Origin of the sequence: Stenotrophomonas sp. OVS01A (assembly GCF_019969775.1) — a bacterium.
Classification (GTDB): domain Bacteria; phylum Pseudomonadota; class Gammaproteobacteria; order Xanthomonadales; family Xanthomonadaceae; genus Stenotrophomonas; species Stenotrophomonas indicatrix.
On sequence record NZ_JAHXYV010000002.1, the window covers coordinates 281,578 to 297,191 of the forward strand.

13 protein-coding genes are annotated in these 15,614 nt (G+C 66.5%); 6 read left to right on the forward strand and 7 right to left on the reverse strand.

The genetic code is table 11. The annotated features are described in order from the left end of the window. Positions 1 to 6 precede the first annotated feature (6 nt). The gene (locus LC407_RS10100) at positions 7 to 396 is read right to left on the reverse strand and encodes a VOC family protein (RefSeq protein WP_223482771.1); all 390 of its coding nucleotides are present in this window, start codon (positions 394 to 396) and stop codon (positions 7 to 9) included. Between the two features lie 156 nt (positions 397 to 552). Between LC407_RS10100 and LC407_RS10105 the strand changes: the two genes are divergently transcribed. After that, positions 553 to 1,803: a DUF819 family protein gene (locus LC407_RS10105; RefSeq protein WP_025877087.1), complete on the forward strand. Its 1,251-nt coding sequence runs from the start codon at positions 553 to 555 to the stop codon at positions 1,801 to 1,803. A 173-nt stretch (positions 1,804 to 1,976) separates the two neighbouring features. Continuing rightward, a complete protein-coding gene (locus LC407_RS10110; protein ID WP_170919574.1) occupies positions 1,977 to 3,119 on the forward strand; it encodes a DUF3103 family protein in 1,143 nt (380 codons plus the stop codon). Between the two features lie 366 nt (positions 3,120 to 3,485). Here the strand turns inward: LC407_RS10110 and LC407_RS10115 are convergent, their stop codons facing one another. Both LC407_RS10115 and LC407_RS10120 read right to left on the reverse strand, forming a co-directional pair. Further along, positions 3,486 to 3,710, reverse strand: coding sequence for a CstA-like transporter-associated (seleno)protein (locus LC407_RS10115; RefSeq protein ID WP_025877091.1), 225 nt, complete (start codon positions 3,708 to 3,710; stop codon positions 3,486 to 3,488). After that, positions 3,710 to 5,791 carry a carbon starvation CstA family protein gene (locus LC407_RS10120; RefSeq protein ID WP_025877093.1) on the reverse strand — a complete coding sequence of 694 codons (2,082 nt, stop codon included), beginning with the start codon at positions 5,789 to 5,791 and terminating at the stop codon, positions 3,710 to 3,712. The genes LC407_RS10115 and LC407_RS10120 overlap by 1 nt, the downstream gene beginning before the upstream one ends. A 269-nt stretch (positions 5,792 to 6,060) precedes the next feature. Here LC407_RS10120 and LC407_RS10125 point away from each other — a divergent pair, with 269 nt between their 5' ends. Then, positions 6,061 to 6,912, forward strand: coding sequence for a pirin family protein (locus LC407_RS10125; protein ID WP_180830848.1), 852 nt, complete (start codon positions 6,061 to 6,063; stop codon positions 6,910 to 6,912). A gap of 195 nt (positions 6,913 to 7,107) precedes the next feature. Here the strand turns inward: LC407_RS10125 and LC407_RS10130 are convergent, their stop codons facing one another. The 4 genes from LC407_RS10130 to LC407_RS10145 form a co-directional block, all read right to left on the reverse strand. Beyond that, positions 7,108 to 7,566 carry a hypothetical protein gene (locus tag LC407_RS10130; protein WP_025877096.1) on the reverse strand — a complete coding sequence of 153 codons (459 nt, stop codon included), beginning with the start codon at positions 7,564 to 7,566 and terminating at the stop codon, positions 7,108 to 7,110. Between the two features lie 196 nt (positions 7,567 to 7,762). Further along, positions 7,763 to 8,482: an aquaporin Z gene (gene aqpZ / locus LC407_RS10135; protein WP_032951977.1), complete on the reverse strand. Its 720-nt coding sequence runs from the start codon at positions 8,480 to 8,482 to the stop codon at positions 7,763 to 7,765. A gap of 121 nt (positions 8,483 to 8,603) precedes the next feature. Beyond that, positions 8,604 to 9,467 carry a pirin family protein gene (locus LC407_RS10140; protein WP_049427674.1) on the reverse strand — a complete coding sequence of 288 codons (864 nt, stop codon included), beginning with the start codon at positions 9,465 to 9,467 and terminating at the stop codon, positions 8,604 to 8,606. Between the two features lie 647 nt (positions 9,468 to 10,114). Continuing rightward, positions 10,115 to 12,178: a 3-hydroxyacyl-CoA dehydrogenase NAD-binding domain-containing protein gene (locus tag LC407_RS10145; protein WP_223482772.1), complete on the reverse strand. Its 2,064-nt coding sequence runs from the start codon at positions 12,176 to 12,178 to the stop codon at positions 10,115 to 10,117. Positions 12,179 to 12,413: 235 nt separating this feature from the next. Here LC407_RS10145 and rpoE point away from each other — a divergent pair, with 235 nt between their 5' ends. The 3 genes from rpoE (at position 12,414) to LC407_RS10160 (ending at position 15,521) form a co-directional block, all read left to right on the forward strand. Next, positions 12,414 to 13,034, forward strand: coding sequence for an RNA polymerase sigma factor RpoE (gene rpoE, locus LC407_RS10150; protein ID WP_032977088.1), 621 nt, complete (start codon positions 12,414 to 12,416; stop codon positions 13,032 to 13,034). Further along, a complete protein-coding gene (locus LC407_RS10155) occupies positions 13,031 to 13,906 on the forward strand; it encodes a sigma-E factor negative regulatory protein (protein ID WP_223482773.1) in 876 nt (291 codons plus the stop codon). The genes rpoE and LC407_RS10155 overlap by 4 nt, the downstream gene beginning before the upstream one ends. 76 nt (positions 13,907 to 13,982) lie before the next feature. Further along, on the forward strand, positions 13,983 to 15,521 hold the full coding sequence (locus LC407_RS10160) for a DegQ family serine endoprotease (RefSeq protein WP_025877107.1): 1,539 nt from the start codon (positions 13,983 to 13,985) through the stop codon (positions 15,519 to 15,521). Positions 15,522 to 15,614 lie beyond the last annotated feature (93 nt).

Below are 15,614 nucleotides of genomic sequence, written 5' to 3' on the forward strand. Positions count from 1 at the left end.
GCCGCGTCACCGCCCCGTTGGCCGCGCCACGTGCTGGTCGATCAGGATCACGTTGCCATCGGGATCGGTCAGCTGCAGATGGGCCGGACCTTCGCCATCGGGATCGGCACGCGCTGTGAGCGCGATGCCCTTGGCGTCCAGCTCGGCCTGTACCTCACGCACGTCCTGGAAGGACGCCAGTTCCTGCTTGTGCTGGTCCCAGCCGGGATTGAAGGTGAGCAGGTTGCCCTCGAACATGCCCTGGAACAGGCCGACCACGATGCCGTTGTTGCGCAGTACCAACCAGTTCTGCGCCGCATCACCACCGGTCACCGAGAACCCCAGCGCTTCGTAGAACGCACGTGAGGTGGCCAGGTCCTTCACCGCCAGGCTGACTGAAAAAGCGCCGAGTTGCATGGGGCAGGCTCCAGTAGGGAATGCAGCGATTCTCGGCAGGCCCACGCGCTGCCGCAAGCAGCGCAGCATGACCCTGCGTGAAGACTATGTTAATTTCGACCCGCGCCGCTTATGCGGCGCTTTTCTTTTCCGCTCTTTCGATCGACAGAGGATCCCATGCCGACCGAACCCGCTACTGCCCTGATCAGCAACGACATCGTTGGCCTTGGTCTGATCGCCGCCACCCTTGCCCTGATCTTCTGGGCCGCCAGTGGCCCGACGCCCCTGCTGAAGAAGATCTTCGCCTGGGTGCCTGCACTGCTGCTGTGCTATTTCATCCCCGCCATCTACAACACCGCCGGTGTCATCGATGGCCACAACACCTCGCTGTACAACCCGGTCGCCCGCGATGTGCTGTTGCCGGCGGCGCTGGTCCTGCTGACCCTGTCGATCGACCTGAAGGGCATCGCCAAGCTGGGGCCGAAGCTGCTGCTGGTGTTCTGCGCCGGCACCGCCGGCATCATGCTCGGCGCCATCGTCTCCTTCCAGGTGATGAAGCTGATCCATCCGGAAACCGTGGCTGGCGACACCTGGGCCGGGATGGCCGCGTTGGCCGGCAGCTGGATCGGCGGTGGCGCCAACATGGTCGCCATGCGCGAAGTGTTCGGCACCGATGCCACCACCTTCGGCCAGTTCGCGGTGGTCGACGTGGCCTGCGCCAGCCTGTGGATGGCGATCCTGTTGTTCATGGCCAACCGCGCCCAGCAGATCGATGCCCGCAACGGTGCCGACACCCGCGCCATCGATGAGATGAAGGCGCGCATCAGCGCCTACGAGGCACAGAACGCGCGCATCCCCAGCATGACCGACCTGATGGTGATCGTCGGCGTGGCACTGGGCGGCGTCGGCCTGGCCCATGCCATCGCCGCACCGCTGTCGGGCTGGTTCAAGGCCAATGTCAGCTGGGCCAGCCAGTTCAGCCTCGACAGCCAGTTTGTGTGGGTGATCCTGCTGTCCACCGCGATGGGCCTGACACTCAGCTTCACCCGTGCACGCCGGCTGGAAGCGGCGGGCGCCTCGCGCCTGGGCACCGTGTTCCTGTACTTCCTGATCGCCTGCATCGGCATGCAGATGAACCTGTTGTCGCTGCTGGATCGTCCCTGGCTGTTCCTGCTGGGGGCCATCTGGATGGCCACCCACGTGCTTGTGCTGTGGATCGTGGCCAAGCTGGTGCGTGCGCCGCTGTTCTTCTTCGCGATCGGTTCGCAGGGCAACATCGGCGCCGCCGCCTCGGCACCAGTGGTGGCGGCAGCATTCCATCCGACGCTGGCGCCGGTGGGCGTGCTGCTCGGTACGGTCGGTTATGCCACCGGTACCGGCCTGGCGTATGTGACCGGGCTGATCCTGAAGTGGATGGCCAACGGCTGAGCCCTCTCGCGGCCAGCGACGGAAATCAGGAACGGGTAGAGCCGAGCCCACGCTCGGCTGTTTTTCGCGGGACGCTGCCGGAACTGTGCGGCACATACCGGAACGTATGGCGCGTGCGCCGTAGCGTGGGAAGCTCCTGCCGGCGTTGCCGGCGACGTTCGATGGGGCCGTCGATGACGAAGCAATGGAGGTTTCGGGTTTCCGCACTGGTGCTGTTGCTGGCCAGCACGGGGGCCTTCGCGCAGGGACCGGTGAGGGCCGGCGGCGCCGATGTGCAGGTGCTGACCGATGCCGGTGCGCGCGAGGTGGCGGCACTGATCGCCCAGCCAGGGTTCGCCGATGCAGTGCGCAGCTCGCTGCATGCGGCGCCGGAGCAGGGCGTGCCGGTGCAATCGTTGATGGGCCGTTTCGATCCGCAGGCGCATACGCTGGCCAGTGCATCGCTGGCTGCTGGCGATCGCCAGCTGCGCCAGCGCAAGGGGCTCCCGGCACAGGGGCAGGGGCTGCTGCAGCTGCGTGCGTACGTGCCCGAGGGGCACTCGCTGGCGGCCATCAATGCGCATCCGCTGTGGGTGGCCAGTCTGCCGCGTGGCAATGATCGCGACTGGACCACGATCACCGCCTACGACGCGCAGGGCCGCGCGCATGTACTGGATGCGAAACGGGCCCCGGACTTTCCGGTGCTGATCGTCGACGTCGACACGCGGCGTGCCGTGCAGGAGGGCATGGCCCTGGTCAATGCGGGGCTGAAGGCCCGCGGCCTGCAATCGCCCGAACGCATCCAGCTGTCGGCTGACGGCACGCAGGCGTCGCTGGATATCACCCGCCTGGACCGCATCCGCCTGGCGGACGACCAGGAGCCCTGGGCGCTGGGGGCAGCCGAGGTGTTCGCTGTTGTTTCCGGTCTGCAGGTGGGCGCCACCGCACCGGAGATGGTCACCGTCGACATGCCGTACCTGGACTACGACGGTACCGACTACACCCCGCAGCAACCGCTGATCATCTGGGGCAACTATCGCTTCAACGCCGCCAACGTGCAGCTGTTCGAAGATGACGGCGATACCAATTACCAGGAGCTGCTGGTGGCGCTGAGCAACGGCGTCAAAGCCGCACTGGGCGCCTTCGCTCCTGAGTATGCCGTCATCGCCGACATCGCAGGCGCGATCCTCAAGGCCATGCCCACGTCGTGGTTTGCCAACGACATCGACTATATCGACAGCTACTACCTGTTGCAGCGCGGCCAGGCCTACCAGGACCGGATGGGAGCGGCCAACAACGCCAAGGTCACCCTGACCCCGATCACCCTCACGGAGTAGTCCCGCCGGGCGGCGCCCGCAACCGCCATCCGCGGATCAATTCCATTGGCATCCATGAACAAAAAGGGGTCGGATCCGTTTTCCAAAGGAAAACGGATCCGACCCCTGATGTTTTCGCACCGTCACCGGAAATCTGTCAAAGGTGGGGCGGTGTCGGATTGCGGGGTGTCAGCCGCATGGATGCGGCTGCCAAGCTTACAGGGACGTACTTGCGGCGTCCCCGCAATCCGACACCGCCCCGCCAACCCACAGAACCCCAGAGCCGACGCTCCAGCAGTTGCGGTTGCGGTTGCGGTTGCAGTTGATGTTGCCGTTGCCGTTGCCTCTGCGGGCGCCGGGCTGCAAGCCCGGCACCCACCGGGAACCTCAACAGCAGCGACCACCGTTGCGCCCGCCATACCGCGCTTCCTGCCGCTCGCGGAAGAACGTCTTGTAGTCCATCGGCTCGCGGTCCGGATGCTTCTCCCGCACATGCCGCACATAGTTGTCGTAGTCGGGAATGCCGCAGCACAGCCGTGCCGTCTGCACCAGGCGTCGCCAGATCCGGCGATGCGCCTGGTACTGCCCCACCGGAACCAGTTGTGTGCTCATTACAGGTCCACCATTTCATGCGGCTTCAGCGCCACGTACGGGGTCTCGCGGTCGCTGCGCTGCGGATTGCGGCGCGCCGCCACGATCGTCTTGATCGAATACACCAGCACCGACGCCACCACCAGCAGGAACAGCGCGGTCAGACCGGTGTTGACGTAGGCATTGACCACGATCTGCTGCATCTGCGCGACCGACTTCGCCGGTGCGGTGATCGTGCCGCTGGCCAACGCGTCCTGGAACTTGTGTGCCTGTGCCAGGAAGCCCTGCGCCGGATTGCTGTCGAAGATCTTGATGAAACCGGCATAGGTGGTGCAGATCAGCAGCCACACCGCAGGCACCGCGGTGACCCACGCGTAGCGGTCACGCTTCATCTTGAACAGCACCACCGTGCCCAGCATCAGCGCGATGCCCGCCAGCATCTGGTTGGAGATGCCGAACAACGGCCACAACGTCTGGATGCCGCCGAACGGATCGACCACGCCGGTGTACAGCAGGTAGCCCCACAGCGCCACGCAGCCGGCAGTGCCGATGATGTTGGCGGTCCACGACTCGGTCTTCTTCAGCGCCGGCACGAAATTGCCGAGCAGGTCCTGCAGCATGAAACGACCGGCACGTGTGCCCGCATCCACCGCGGTGAGGATGAACAGTGCTTCGAACAGGATGGCGAAGTGGTACCAGAACGCCATCATCGCGTCGCTGCTGCTGGGGATCGCCTCATGCAGGATCTGCGCGATGCCCACCGCCAGGGTGGGGGCACCACCGGCACGATGCAGGATGGTCGGTTCACCGATCGCTGCCGCCGTGGCCGTCAGCTGTTCGGGGGTGATGGTGAAGCCCCAGGTATTGGTGATGTAGTGCGCGGCCGACGCTGCATCGGCACCGATTACTGCCGCCGGGCTGTTCATCGCGAAGTAGATGCCCGGATCGATGATCGAGGCGGCCACCAGCGCCATCACGGCCACGAACGATTCCATCAACATGCCACCGTAGCCGATGTAGCGCATGTGCGCTTCATTGGCCAGCAGCTTGGGCGTAGTGCCCGAGGAGATCAGTGCATGGAAACCCGACACCGCGCCGCAGGCGATGGTGATGAACAGGAACGGGAACATGCCGCCCTTCCACACCGGGCCGTCGCCGCTGGCCGCGAACTGGGTCAGCGCCGGCATCTTCAGTTCCGGCATCACCACCAGGATGCCGATGGCCAGCGCGATGATCGTGCCGATCTTCAGGAAGGTCGACAGGTAGTCGCGCGGTGCCAGCAGCAGCCAGACCGGCAGCACCGAGGCGACGAAACCGTAGCCGATCAGCATCCAGGTGATCTGGGTGCCGGTGAAGGTGAACGCCGGGCCCCAGGTCGGGTCTGCCGCCACCTTGCCACCGAACCAGATCGCGGCGAGCAGCAGCACCAGGCCCACCACCGAGATCTCACCGATCTTGCCCGGCCGGATGTAGCGCATGTAGACGCCCATCAGGATCGCGATGGGCATCGTCGCGATCACCGTGAACATGCCCCACGGGCTTTCCGCCAGTGCCTTGACCACCACCATCGCCAGCACGGCCAGGATGATGATCATGATCAGGAAGGCACCGAACAACGCGATGGTGCCGGGCACCTGGCCCATTTCCTCGCGCACCAGGTCACCCAGTGAACGGCCGTTGCGGCGGCTGGACAGGAACAGGACCATGAAGTCCTGCACCGCACCGGCCAGCACCACGCCGACCACCAGCCACAGCAGGCCGGGCAGGTAGCCCATCTGCGCGGCCAGCACCGGGCCGACCAGTGGGCCGGCACCGGCAATGGCGGCGAAGTGGTGGCCGAACAGCACGTGCTTGTTGGTCGGTACGTAGTCCAGGCCATCGTTGTTGATCACCGCCGGGGTGGCCCGGGTCGGATCGAGCTGCATCACCTTGTCGGCGATGAACAGGCTGTAGAAGCGGTAGGCAACCAGGTACAGCGATACCGCCGCGACCACGATCCACAACGCGTTGATGTGCTCACCGCGCCGCAGCGCCACCGTGCCCAGGCAGAACGCGCCGAGCAGGGCGAGGGCCGCCCAGCCTATTTTGGAAAAACCTTTCATGAGGTGCTCTCTCCCGGAAAGACAGGCAAAGAGTCCCGCGTGCCCCTGGCAGGGTCAATGTGCACGGGACCATTCGGCGGTAGTACTTTGGTCGTACATGGGTGTGGCAGGTGGCGATGTTCCTTCGCAGCCGACAACGCAGGCGGTGCCGGCGTGCGGACATGACGTGCGGCGAACACCAGGGATGGAACAATCGGTTGCGACGGCATCCATTGGCGTTGCGCGCTGCAGCGTCCATTTTTACCGGCATCCATCCAACAGGAGTCACCATGAGCCTTCCCGAGCCGGTCCGCGTCCTGCGTACCATCCGTGGCATGCCCACCTCCGACGGTGCCGGTGTTCGCCTGACCCGGGTCATCGGCGGCCCCTCGCTGCCCGACCTCGATCCGTTCCTGCTGCTCGACGAATTCGGTACCGATCGCGCCGAGGACTACATCGCCGGTTTCCCCGAGCATCCGCATCGTGGTTTCGAGACCGTCACCTACATGCTCGATGGCCGCATGCGGCATCGCGACAATCACGGCAACGAGGGCCTGCTGACCCCCGGCAGCGTGCAGTGGATGACGGCCGGCCGTGGCCTGGTGCATTCGGAGATGCCCGAGCAGGAAAGCGGGCAGATGCGCGGCTTCCAGCTGTGGGTGAACCTGCCGGCGCGCGACAAGATGACCGCGCCGAAGTACCAGGAATTCGCTCCCGGGAAGATCCCGGTGGTGCAGCCGGCCGAAGGCGTGCAGGTCAAGGTGATCGCCGGCACGGTCGAGGGCACGGCGGGGCCGATCGCGCAGCCAGCCACCGATCCGCTGTATCTGGACATTGCACTGGAGGCCGATCGTGCCTGGACCTACTCCCTGCCCGAAGGCCACAACGCGTTCGTCTATGTGTTCGAAGGCGGGTTGACGGTGGGCGAGCAGGATGCGGCGCGCGACGTGGCGCGGCAGGAACTGGCGGTGCTGGGCGGCGGCGAGCAGCTGCATCTGTCGGCAGGCAGCGACGGCGCGCGGTTGATCCTGGTGGCGGGTCGTCCGTTGCGCGAGCCGGTGGTGCGTCATGGCCCGTTCGTGATGAACACCCGCGAGGAATTGATGCAGGCCTTCGTCGATTTCCAGGAAGGCAGGTTCTGAGGTCGCGCTGCGGGCCATGCCCACAGCGCATCGGTAGCGCCGGGCCATGCCCACAGCACATTGGTAGCGCCGGGCCATGCCCGGCGGATGTCCAGAAGAGCCGACACGACAGAAAGCCGCCGGGCATGGCCCGGCGCTACCGATGGCTCGGGTGGAAGTGCGGGAATGCTGCCAGGCAGTCATCCCCGCAGCGCCTCAGCGGCCGTCGGCCACGGCAGAGGGCGTCAGGTTCATGCCCTGCGCAAGCTGCTGCAGCGTGCCCAGTTCCTGGGAACTGTCGGGATACAGCGCGATCTGCGCGTAGCGGCCCTTGTCCAGCTTGACCACGCTGATGCGGCGCTCGGCATAGCCCGGCGGCTGCTGGCCGCCAAGATCCGGCTGGTACCAGTACATCGATTCACCGGCAAAGCTGCCTTTTTCCTGGCGCAGCGAGCGGGTCAGCGGAATGCCCGGATCGCGCTGGCTGAGCATCAGGCTCAGTACTTCGCGCCCGTCACTGGTGGCCGCGCGGCACACCAGAAAGCCGGACTGTGCCTGCTGCTGCCATTGCAGGCCGCTGCTGGCGGGCAACGAAGGACAGTCGACCGGGGCCTGCGCGCAGGCAGACGCCGCAACGAACAACAGGCTCGACAGAACAACAGGCGCGAACTTCATGCATCCCCCAAGGTGGCGTGTCGTTGGCACCGCCGGTGACACCGGCGGTCGAGGCATCCCATCCCCGGATGCCGTCCTGCCCGGCGAAAGCACGGGCGGATGACCAGACCTTAACGGAACGTGAGCGATCGCACAAATCGCGGTTACATCCGTAACCATTGCGGCCGAGGGTCGGCCGCAATGGCACGGTCATGGCTCAGCGGTCGTTGCCGATCCACTTGTAGATGATGCCGCCGATCGCACCGCCCAGCAGCGGGGCGACCCAGAACAGCCACAGCTGGCCGGTTGCGCCACTGCCGGCGAAGAAGGCCACCGCCGTGGAGCGGGCCGGGTTCACCGACGTATTGGTCACCGGAATGCTGATCAGGTGGATCAGGGTCAGGGCCAGGCCGATGGCCAGCGGCGCGAAGCCCGCCGGCGCCTTGCCATGGGTCGCGCCCATGATCACGATCAGGAACACCGCCGTGAGCACCACTTCGCACAGGAACGCGGCCGCCACGCTGTAGCCACCGGGGGACAGCGCACCATAGCCGTTGCTGGCGAACGCGCCGGCCTGGCTGCCATCAATGGCGAAGCCGCTGGCACCGGAGGCGATCTGCAGCAGGATGAAGCCGGCCAGCAGGCCGCCGGCCACCTGCGCGATGATGTAGGGCACCAGATCCCGGGTCGGGAAGCGGCCACCGGCCCACAGGCCCACGCTGACCGCTGGATTGAAGTGCGCACCGGAGATATGGCCGAACGCGTAGGCGCCGGTCACCACGGTCAGGCCGAAGGCCAGGGCCACGCCGAGGAAACCGATACCCAGCGGATTGCCGTCGCCACCGAACTTGGCGGCCAGCACCGCACTGCCACAGCCACCCAGAACCAGCCAGAACGTGCCGAGGAACTCGGCGGACAAGCGTTTACCCATGCTCATGTGTTGCACTCCTTTGACGGTCTAAAGTGTGATTTATGTCACATTTCAGTGATCAGCGGGTGACTGTAGCGTCAACGCCGGGTGCAGGGATACACCTTCGGATGTGTGCAACACGCGATGCTCAGTACTGGGGCAGGGGAATGAATTCCTTGTCGTCGCCGGGAATGGTGCCGAAACGTCCGGCTTCCCAATCGTGCTTGGCCTGCTCGATACGCTCCTTCGAACTGGACACGAAGTTCCACCACAGATGGCGCGGGCCATCCAGCGGTTCGCCGCCGAACAGCATCGCCTTCACCGGCGTCTTCGCCCGCAGGCGGCCGCGCGCACCGGCTTCGGGAATCACCAGGTGCTGGGCGGGAATGTCCACACCATCCAGCTGCGCTTCGCCCTCGAGGATGTACAGCGCACGTTCGCGGTGGCCATCATCGATGTCGATCTCCGCATCCGGGTCCAGGTCGATCGCCACGTTGAGCGTGTCGGCGAACACCTTGACCGGCGACTCCTCGCCATAGGCGCGTCCGGCAATGACGCGCAGCCAGGCGCCGTTGCGGCGCTGCTCGGGCAGGGTGGCGGCGGCATGGTGGTAGAAGGCCGGTTCGATTTCCTCATGCGACTTCGGCAGCGCGACCCAGGTCTGCATGCCGTGGATCGGGTTGTCATGGTCGCGGTCCGGTTGCGGCGTGCGCTCGGAATGGGCGATGCCGCGGCCGGCGGTCATCCAGTTGACGTCACCGGGACGGATCACCTGGTCCGAGCCCAGCGTATCGCGGTGGCCGATGGCACCGGACCAGAGGTAGGTGACGGTGGCCAGGCCGATATGCGGGTGCGGGCGCACGTCGATGGCAGTACCGGGGTGCATGAGTGCCGGGCCCATCTGGTCGACGAACACGAACGAACCGATGCTGCGGGCCTGCAGGGTGGGCACGGCGCGGCGCACTTCCAGGCCGCCGATGTCGTGCACGCGCGGGGCGATGATGGTGGTCATGCGGGCGTTCTCGCTGGCAGGGATCAAGGCGGTCAGCATCGCATGTGGTGGTTGCGGTGACATTCCCCGTCCGGGTAACAGGTTGTTCCAGCCAACGGCGCAGCCCCTCTGGCTGTTGGTTGGTCGCTGAAGGCAAAAGCAGAAGCCGCGCCTGGCCGGGCGGGTGGGTGGCGCAGGACACGCCGTAAACCCGTCCATGGGGGCTCGATGGCGCCATCCATGGCGCCAACGGTCCTGCGCCACCCACACCGCCCGGCCTCTGACGGTTTCCGTGTGCTGTCCAGCCACGGAGAAGAAAAAAGAAAATCAAAATCAAACTCAAACGCCGGTCGCTTCGCTCGCATCCACGCATGGCGTGGACCAAGCGTGTCGACCAAGGTCGACACCTACCGGAAATCGCAGCTCACCAACCGTCACCGGGAAACTGTCAGGGGTGGGGCGGTGTGGGTTGGCAGGACCGTTGGCGCCATGGATGGCGCCATCGAGCCCCCATGGATGGGTTTACGGCGTGTCCTGCCAACCCACACCGCCCCGCCCAACAAACAGAAAAGCCAGAGCCGGCTGTTGCTCCGGCTCTGGCTCTAGCTCTGGCTTCGGTTGTTGCTGTTGCCTCTGCGGGTGCCGGGCCGCAGGCCCGGCTGATCACATCAAACCACCGGTTCGCGCAGTACCGGGTTGTCCCAGCCCGGGCGCGGTGCGAAGCGGTCACCGTGGCGCTGCTGCAGCGCCTTCAGGCGCTCCACGATGGCATCGGCACCCACCGCACGGATGTGCTGGATCGGACCGCCGCGGAACGGTGCGAAGCCGGTACCGAAGATCACGCCCGCGTCCAGCAGGTCCGCGTCGGCCACCACGCCTTCGTGCAGGCAGGCCACCGCCTCGTTCAACAACGGCAGGATCAGGCGATCTTCCAGATCGGCAGGCGCCTGATAGTCGCGCGCCACGTCCGGCTTCTTGGCCCGGCCGTTCTCCCAGGTGTAGATGCCCTGGCCATCCTTCTTGCCGCGCTTGTCCGGTTCCACCGTCTGCAGCGCCGCCGGAATCTGCAGGCCCAGGAACGGGGCCAGTTCCTTGCCCACGCCAGCGGCCACGTCCAGGCCTACGGTGTCGATCAGTTCGATCGGGCCCATCGGCATGCCGAACTTCACCGCCGCCTTGTCGATCACCGGGCCCGGAATGCCTTCAGCGTATGCGGTGGCCGCTTCCAGCATGTACGGGAACAGCACGCGGTTGACCAGGAAGCCGGGCGTGCCGGCCACCGGCACCGGGAACTTGCCCAGCGCCTTGCAGAAGGCTGCCAGGCGACGCTCGGTTTCGGCCGCCATGCCGTCGTGATGGATGATCTCCACCAACGGCATCTGTGCCACCGGGTTGAAGTAATGCAGGCCGGCGAACTGCGCCGGGCGCTGGATGTGATCGCGCAGCTCCACCAGCGGAATCGACGAGGTGTTGGTGGTCAGCAACGCGTCGAGCTTCATCTTCGGCTCCAGCGTCTGGTACAGCGCACGCTTGGCTTCCGGGTTCTCGATGATCGCTTCAATGACCAGATCGGCCTGCGCCACGCCATTGCCTTCCAGGTCCGCACGCAGGCGCGCGGCGACGGCCGGGCGCTTGCTCTCGTCACGCACCTTCTTGGCGAACAGTGCCTGTGCACGTTCCATGGCCGGGTCGATGAAGCGCTGCTCGCGGTCCTGCAGGGTCACTTCAAAACCCTTGTAGGCGGCCCACGCAGCAATGTCACCGCCCATCACGCCGGCACCGACCACGTGCACGTGGCGGATGCCGGAATCGCCACCGCCCAGGCCCTTCAGGCGTTCGGTGAGGAAGAAGATGCGGATCAGGTTGCGCGCGGTCGGCGTGCTGGCCAGCTTCACTACGGCGCGTCGTTCGGCATCCAGGCGTGCCTGCACCGGCTTGCCGCCGCTGCGCTGCCAGGTGCTGATCAACGCATACGGCGCCGGGTACTGGTCCTTCTTCGCCTTGCGTGCGACCTGCTTGACCATCTGCGGGGCCAGCAGCTGGCGTGCCGGCCAGGTATTGGTCGCCCAGGCCAGCGCACGCTGCTTGAACGGGCGGGTGGTGCCGGACAGTGCCAGCGCCACGGCGGTATCGAGCACGACGGCCGGTGCCACCACCTTGTCGACCAGCCCGATGCCGCGTGCGGCCGAGGCCGACAGCGTGCGTCCGGTCAGCATCATGTCCATTGCCGCTGGCGCGCCGACCAGCTGCGGCAGGCGCGCGCTGCCGCCCCAGCCCGGGAAGATGCCCAGCTGGGTTTCCGGCAGGCCGATGCGGGTGGAACTGTCATTGGATGCAACGCGATAACAGCAGGCCAGGGCCAGCTCGGTACCGCCGCCCAGGCAATGGCCATGGATGGCGGCCACGGTCGGGCAGGGCAGCTCTGCCAGCTTCTGGTAGGTCGACTGGCCGCGGCGGATGGCGTCGTTGACGGTGCCGCGGCGATCGAACTCCTGGAACTCCTTCAGGTCGGCACCGGCGATGAAGCCTGCCTTCTTGAGGGACTGGATCACCACGCCCTTCGGTGGGTCCATGGCGATGCGCTCCAGCAGGTCGCCCAGCTCCAGCAGCACATCCTGCGACATTGCGTTGACACTGCTGTCCTGACGATCCAGAGAGAGGACCACCACGCCATCGTCGCGGATCTCGGGGTGCCAGTGGCTGAAGCGGAGACCATCGAAGCTTGAGAGCATGGACGTTCCATCCGGTTGTGTATGGAGAAGGGGGCTATGATCCAGAGGTTGTTTCCCCCGCGTCAAATCCCAATAGCAGGGGTGTGGCGCCCCGGATCGCAGGCCTTGGACCGGAACGTTAACGGAACGGTGGTTAAAAGCTGGTGCGGCGCCAGGTGATCGGCGACTGAACTTTTCCCGGGATTGGCAGTCTCATTGCCCGACGTCGGTTGGGCTGACAGGAGTGCGGCCCCTCATGGCCGATGTTGATACACCTCAGGAGCTGGATCTGGAACTGGTCCGGCGCGTGCAGCACGGCGAGAGTGCCGCCTTCGATGTCCTGGTGCGCAAGTACCAGCATCGGGTCGTGGCCCTGGTCGGTCGCTACATCGCCGACTGGAGTGAATGTCAGGACGTGGCCCAGGACACTTTCATCCGTGCGTACCGTGCGATTGGAAGCTTCCGCGGCGACGCCCAGTTCTCAACCTGGTTGCATCGGATCGCCGTGAACACCGCCAAAAACCATCTGGCTTCGCACAATCGCCGACCGCCGACCGATGACATCGACATCGGCGACGCCGAGCAGTTCGACACCGGCACACGCCTGCGCGACACCGACACGCCCGAGCGCGAGTTGATGCGCCAGGAACTGGAACAGACGGTGATGAAGGCCGTCAACGCGCTGCCGGAAGAACTCCGGTCGGCGATCACCCTGCGCGAGGTGGAAGGCCTGAGCTACGAGGAAATCGCGCAGAAGATGGGGTGCCCGATCGGCACCGTGCGTTCACGGATCTTCCGGGCGCGCGAGGCGATCGACACCGAACTCCGGCCGCTGCTGGACATTGGCAGTGCCACCCGCGAGAAGAGCCGTATATGACCCGCATTCCGAACAACGAATCGCACAACCACCAGTCTCCCGCCGGGCAACGCCTGGACGAACGCCATCGCCAGCAGTTGTCGGCGCTGGTCGACGGCGAGCTGGGGGCAGACGAGGCGCGCTTCCTGGTGCGCCGCATGGAACACGATCCGGAACTGGCTGGCTGCCAGGAACGCTGGCAGCTGCTGGGTGATGTCATGCGCGGCCAGGCGTCGCTGCTGGCACCGGCCGGTTTCAGCGCCGCCGTGGCTGCCGCCATCGCCGCCGAGCCCGCACCGCTGGCCGAGCCGAAGCGTCAGGCCCGCCGTAGTGGTTGGCGTGCATGGGGCGGCGGTGCGCTGGCCGCTTCGGTTGCTGCCGTAGCGCTGTTCGTCGGGCGCGAAAAACTGCAGGAGGCGCCGCCAGTAGATGTCTCCGCACCGCAGGTGATCGCCAGCCAGGCGCAGTTGCCGCCGGCATCGGAGCAATCGGCTGCCGTCACCGAGGCGTCGGTGGACACTGCTGCGATGGCCGTGGCCAGCGTGCCGGCGGTGGCCATGGCCGCCGCCAGCCGTCGCCAGGATGTGCGCCGCGCCAGCGCCACCCGCAGCCAGCAGGCCGCACGCGTGGCCCAGCGCGATGACGCACCGCTGCGCGCGGTTGCCAGCCAGGCGCCGCTGACCCCGACCATGCCCGCCGGTAGCGCGCGCAATCTGCCCTTTGGCGAGGTCGGCAACCTGCAGGCACGGCCGTGGCCGCGCTCCAGCCTGGCGCCCGCCGCCGGTGGCGCCCTCAATGCCAGTTTCCCGGCCCATGCCGGTGGCGCTGCGTTCTATCCGTTCGAGCCACGCCTGCAGGACGACCTGCCGGCGTCGCAACGCCCGCGCGACTGAGCCGGGTACCGTTCCACGCCCCGCCGTCGGCGGGGCGCTTCTTTCCCTTTCCATCCGACCCGGAGGTTGCCGTCCGATGACTCCCCGACTCCGCACGCATGCCATTGGCCTGTTCGCCCTGACCCTGCCGCTGGTGGCCTGTGCCCAACCGGCGGCGCCTGCAGCCCAGCCGCAGGCCGCCGCCGCCGCTGCGGCCCCACGCGCACCGGCGCAGCCGTTGGTCAGCGGTCTGCCTGACTTCACCAACCTGGTTGAGCAGGTCGGCCCCGGTGTGGTCAACGTCGACACCACCATCGTCCGCAGCAACCGCCAGGCGCGGGGCGGCATGGGCCCGGGTGATGACGAGATGCCCGAGTTCTTCCGCCGCTTCTTCGGCCCGGATTTCCCGATGCCCGGGCAGGGCCCTGGCGGGCAGGACGGCGGCCCCAGCATCAAGGGCCGCGGCATGGGCTCGGGCTTCATCATTTCGCCTGACGGCTACGTGCTGACCAATTACCACGTGGTCGCCGACGCCAGCGAAGTGAAGGTCAAGCTCGGCGATCGTCGCGAGTTCACCGCCAAGGTGATCGGCAGCGACCAGCAGTACGACGTCGCCCTGCTGAAGATCGACGGCAAGAACCTGCCGACCGTGCGCGTGGGGGATTCCAACAGCCTGAAGCCAGGTCAGTGGGTTGTCGCGATCGGCTCGCCGTTCGGCCTCGACCACTCGGTTACCGCTGGCGTGGTCAGTGCCCTCGGCCGCAACACCGGTGGACCGGACCAGCGCTATGTGCCGTTCATCCAGACCGACGTGGCGATCAACCAGGGCAATTCCGGCGGCCCGCTGCTGAACACCCGTGGTGAAGTGGTCGGCATCAATTCGCAGATCTTCTCGGCCTCTGGTGGCTACATGGGCATCAGCTTCGCGATCCCGATCGATCTGGCGATGAGCGCGGTCGAGCAGATCAAGAAGACCGGCAAGGTCACCCGTGGCCAGCTCGGCGCGGTGGTGCAGGAAATCGACGGCCTGAAGGCGCAGGCGATGGGCCTGCCCGACAGCCGCGGTGCGCTGGTCAACCAGATCGTGCCGGACAGCGCTGCGGCCAAGGCCGGGGTCAAGATCGGTGACGTGATCCGCACGGTGAACGGTGCGCCGGTCAACAGCTGGTCCGATCTGCCGCCGCTGATCGGTGCGATGGCACCGGGCAGCCGCGTCACCCTGGGCGTGATCCGCGATGGCAAGCCGCGTGACCTGAGCGCGACCCTGACCGCTCTGGCCGAGGACGCGCAGGGCAATGCCCGCAGCCCGTCCGCAGGCAATGACACGGCGGCTCCGCAGGCCGGCGCCAATGCCCTGCTGGGGTTGGACGTTGCCGACTTGACTGCGCCGCAGCGCAAGCAGCTGGGCCTGGAGGCGGGCGAAGGTGTCCGCATCACCGCCGTGAAGGGCGAGGGCGCCCGTGATGCCGGCCTGTCCGGGGGCATGGTGATCCTGCAGGTGGCCAGTACCCCGGTCGGCAGCGTTGAAGCTCTGAACCGCGCGCTGTCCGGCTACAAGAAGGGCGATGTGGTCATGCTGCTGGTCCGTACCGGCAGCGGCAACAGCGCGTTCGTTGCGGTCAAGGCCGGCCCGTAACAACCGATGGCCGTCTTCACGGCGGCCCTCGTGGTGTCCCCGAAGCCCCGCCCTGGCGGGGCTTCGGCCATTCCGGGGCCGTGCCGGCAGGCC

What these genes read in the sequence shown, in the direction of transcription:
- LC407_RS10160 (WP_025877107.1), top strand. Translation starts at nt 13,983, where the DNA reads ATGACTCCCCGACTCCGCACGCATGCCATTGGCCTGTTCGCCCTGACC.
- LC407_RS10100 (WP_223482771.1), bottom strand. Translation starts at nt 396, where the DNA reads ATGCAACTCGGCGCTTTTTCAGTCAGCCTGGCGGTGAAGGACCTGGCC.
- LC407_RS10120 (WP_025877093.1), bottom strand. Translation starts at nt 5,791, where the DNA reads ATGAAAGGTTTTTCCAAAATAGGCTGGGCGGCCCTCGCCCTGCTCGGC.
- LC407_RS10155 (WP_223482773.1), top strand. Translation starts at nt 13,031, where the DNA reads ATGACCCGCATTCCGAACAACGAATCGCACAACCACCAGTCTCCCGCC.
- LC407_RS10130 (WP_025877096.1), bottom strand. Translation starts at nt 7,566, where the DNA reads ATGAAGTTCGCGCCTGTTGTTCTGTCGAGCCTGTTGTTCGTTGCGGCG.
- LC407_RS10145 (WP_223482772.1), bottom strand. Translation starts at nt 12,178, where the DNA reads ATGCTCTCAAGCTTCGATGGTCTCCGCTTCAGCCACTGGCACCCCGAG.
- aqpZ (WP_032951977.1), bottom strand. Translation starts at nt 8,482, where the DNA reads ATGAGCATGGGTAAACGCTTGTCCGCCGAGTTCCTCGGCACGTTCTGG.
- LC407_RS10105 (WP_025877087.1), top strand. Translation starts at nt 553, where the DNA reads ATGCCGACCGAACCCGCTACTGCCCTGATCAGCAACGACATCGTTGGC.
- LC407_RS10110 (WP_170919574.1), top strand. Translation starts at nt 1,977, where the DNA reads ATGACGAAGCAATGGAGGTTTCGGGTTTCCGCACTGGTGCTGTTGCTG.
- LC407_RS10115 (WP_025877091.1), bottom strand. Translation starts at nt 3,710, where the DNA reads ATGAGCACACAACTGGTTCCGGTGGGGCAGTACCAGGCGCATCGCCGG.
- LC407_RS10125 (WP_180830848.1), top strand. Translation starts at nt 6,061, where the DNA reads ATGAGCCTTCCCGAGCCGGTCCGCGTCCTGCGTACCATCCGTGGCATG.
- rpoE (WP_032977088.1), top strand. Translation starts at nt 12,414, where the DNA reads ATGGCCGATGTTGATACACCTCAGGAGCTGGATCTGGAACTGGTCCGG.
- LC407_RS10140 (WP_049427674.1), bottom strand. Translation starts at nt 9,467, where the DNA reads ATGACCACCATCATCGCCCCGCGCGTGCACGACATCGGCGGCCTGGAA.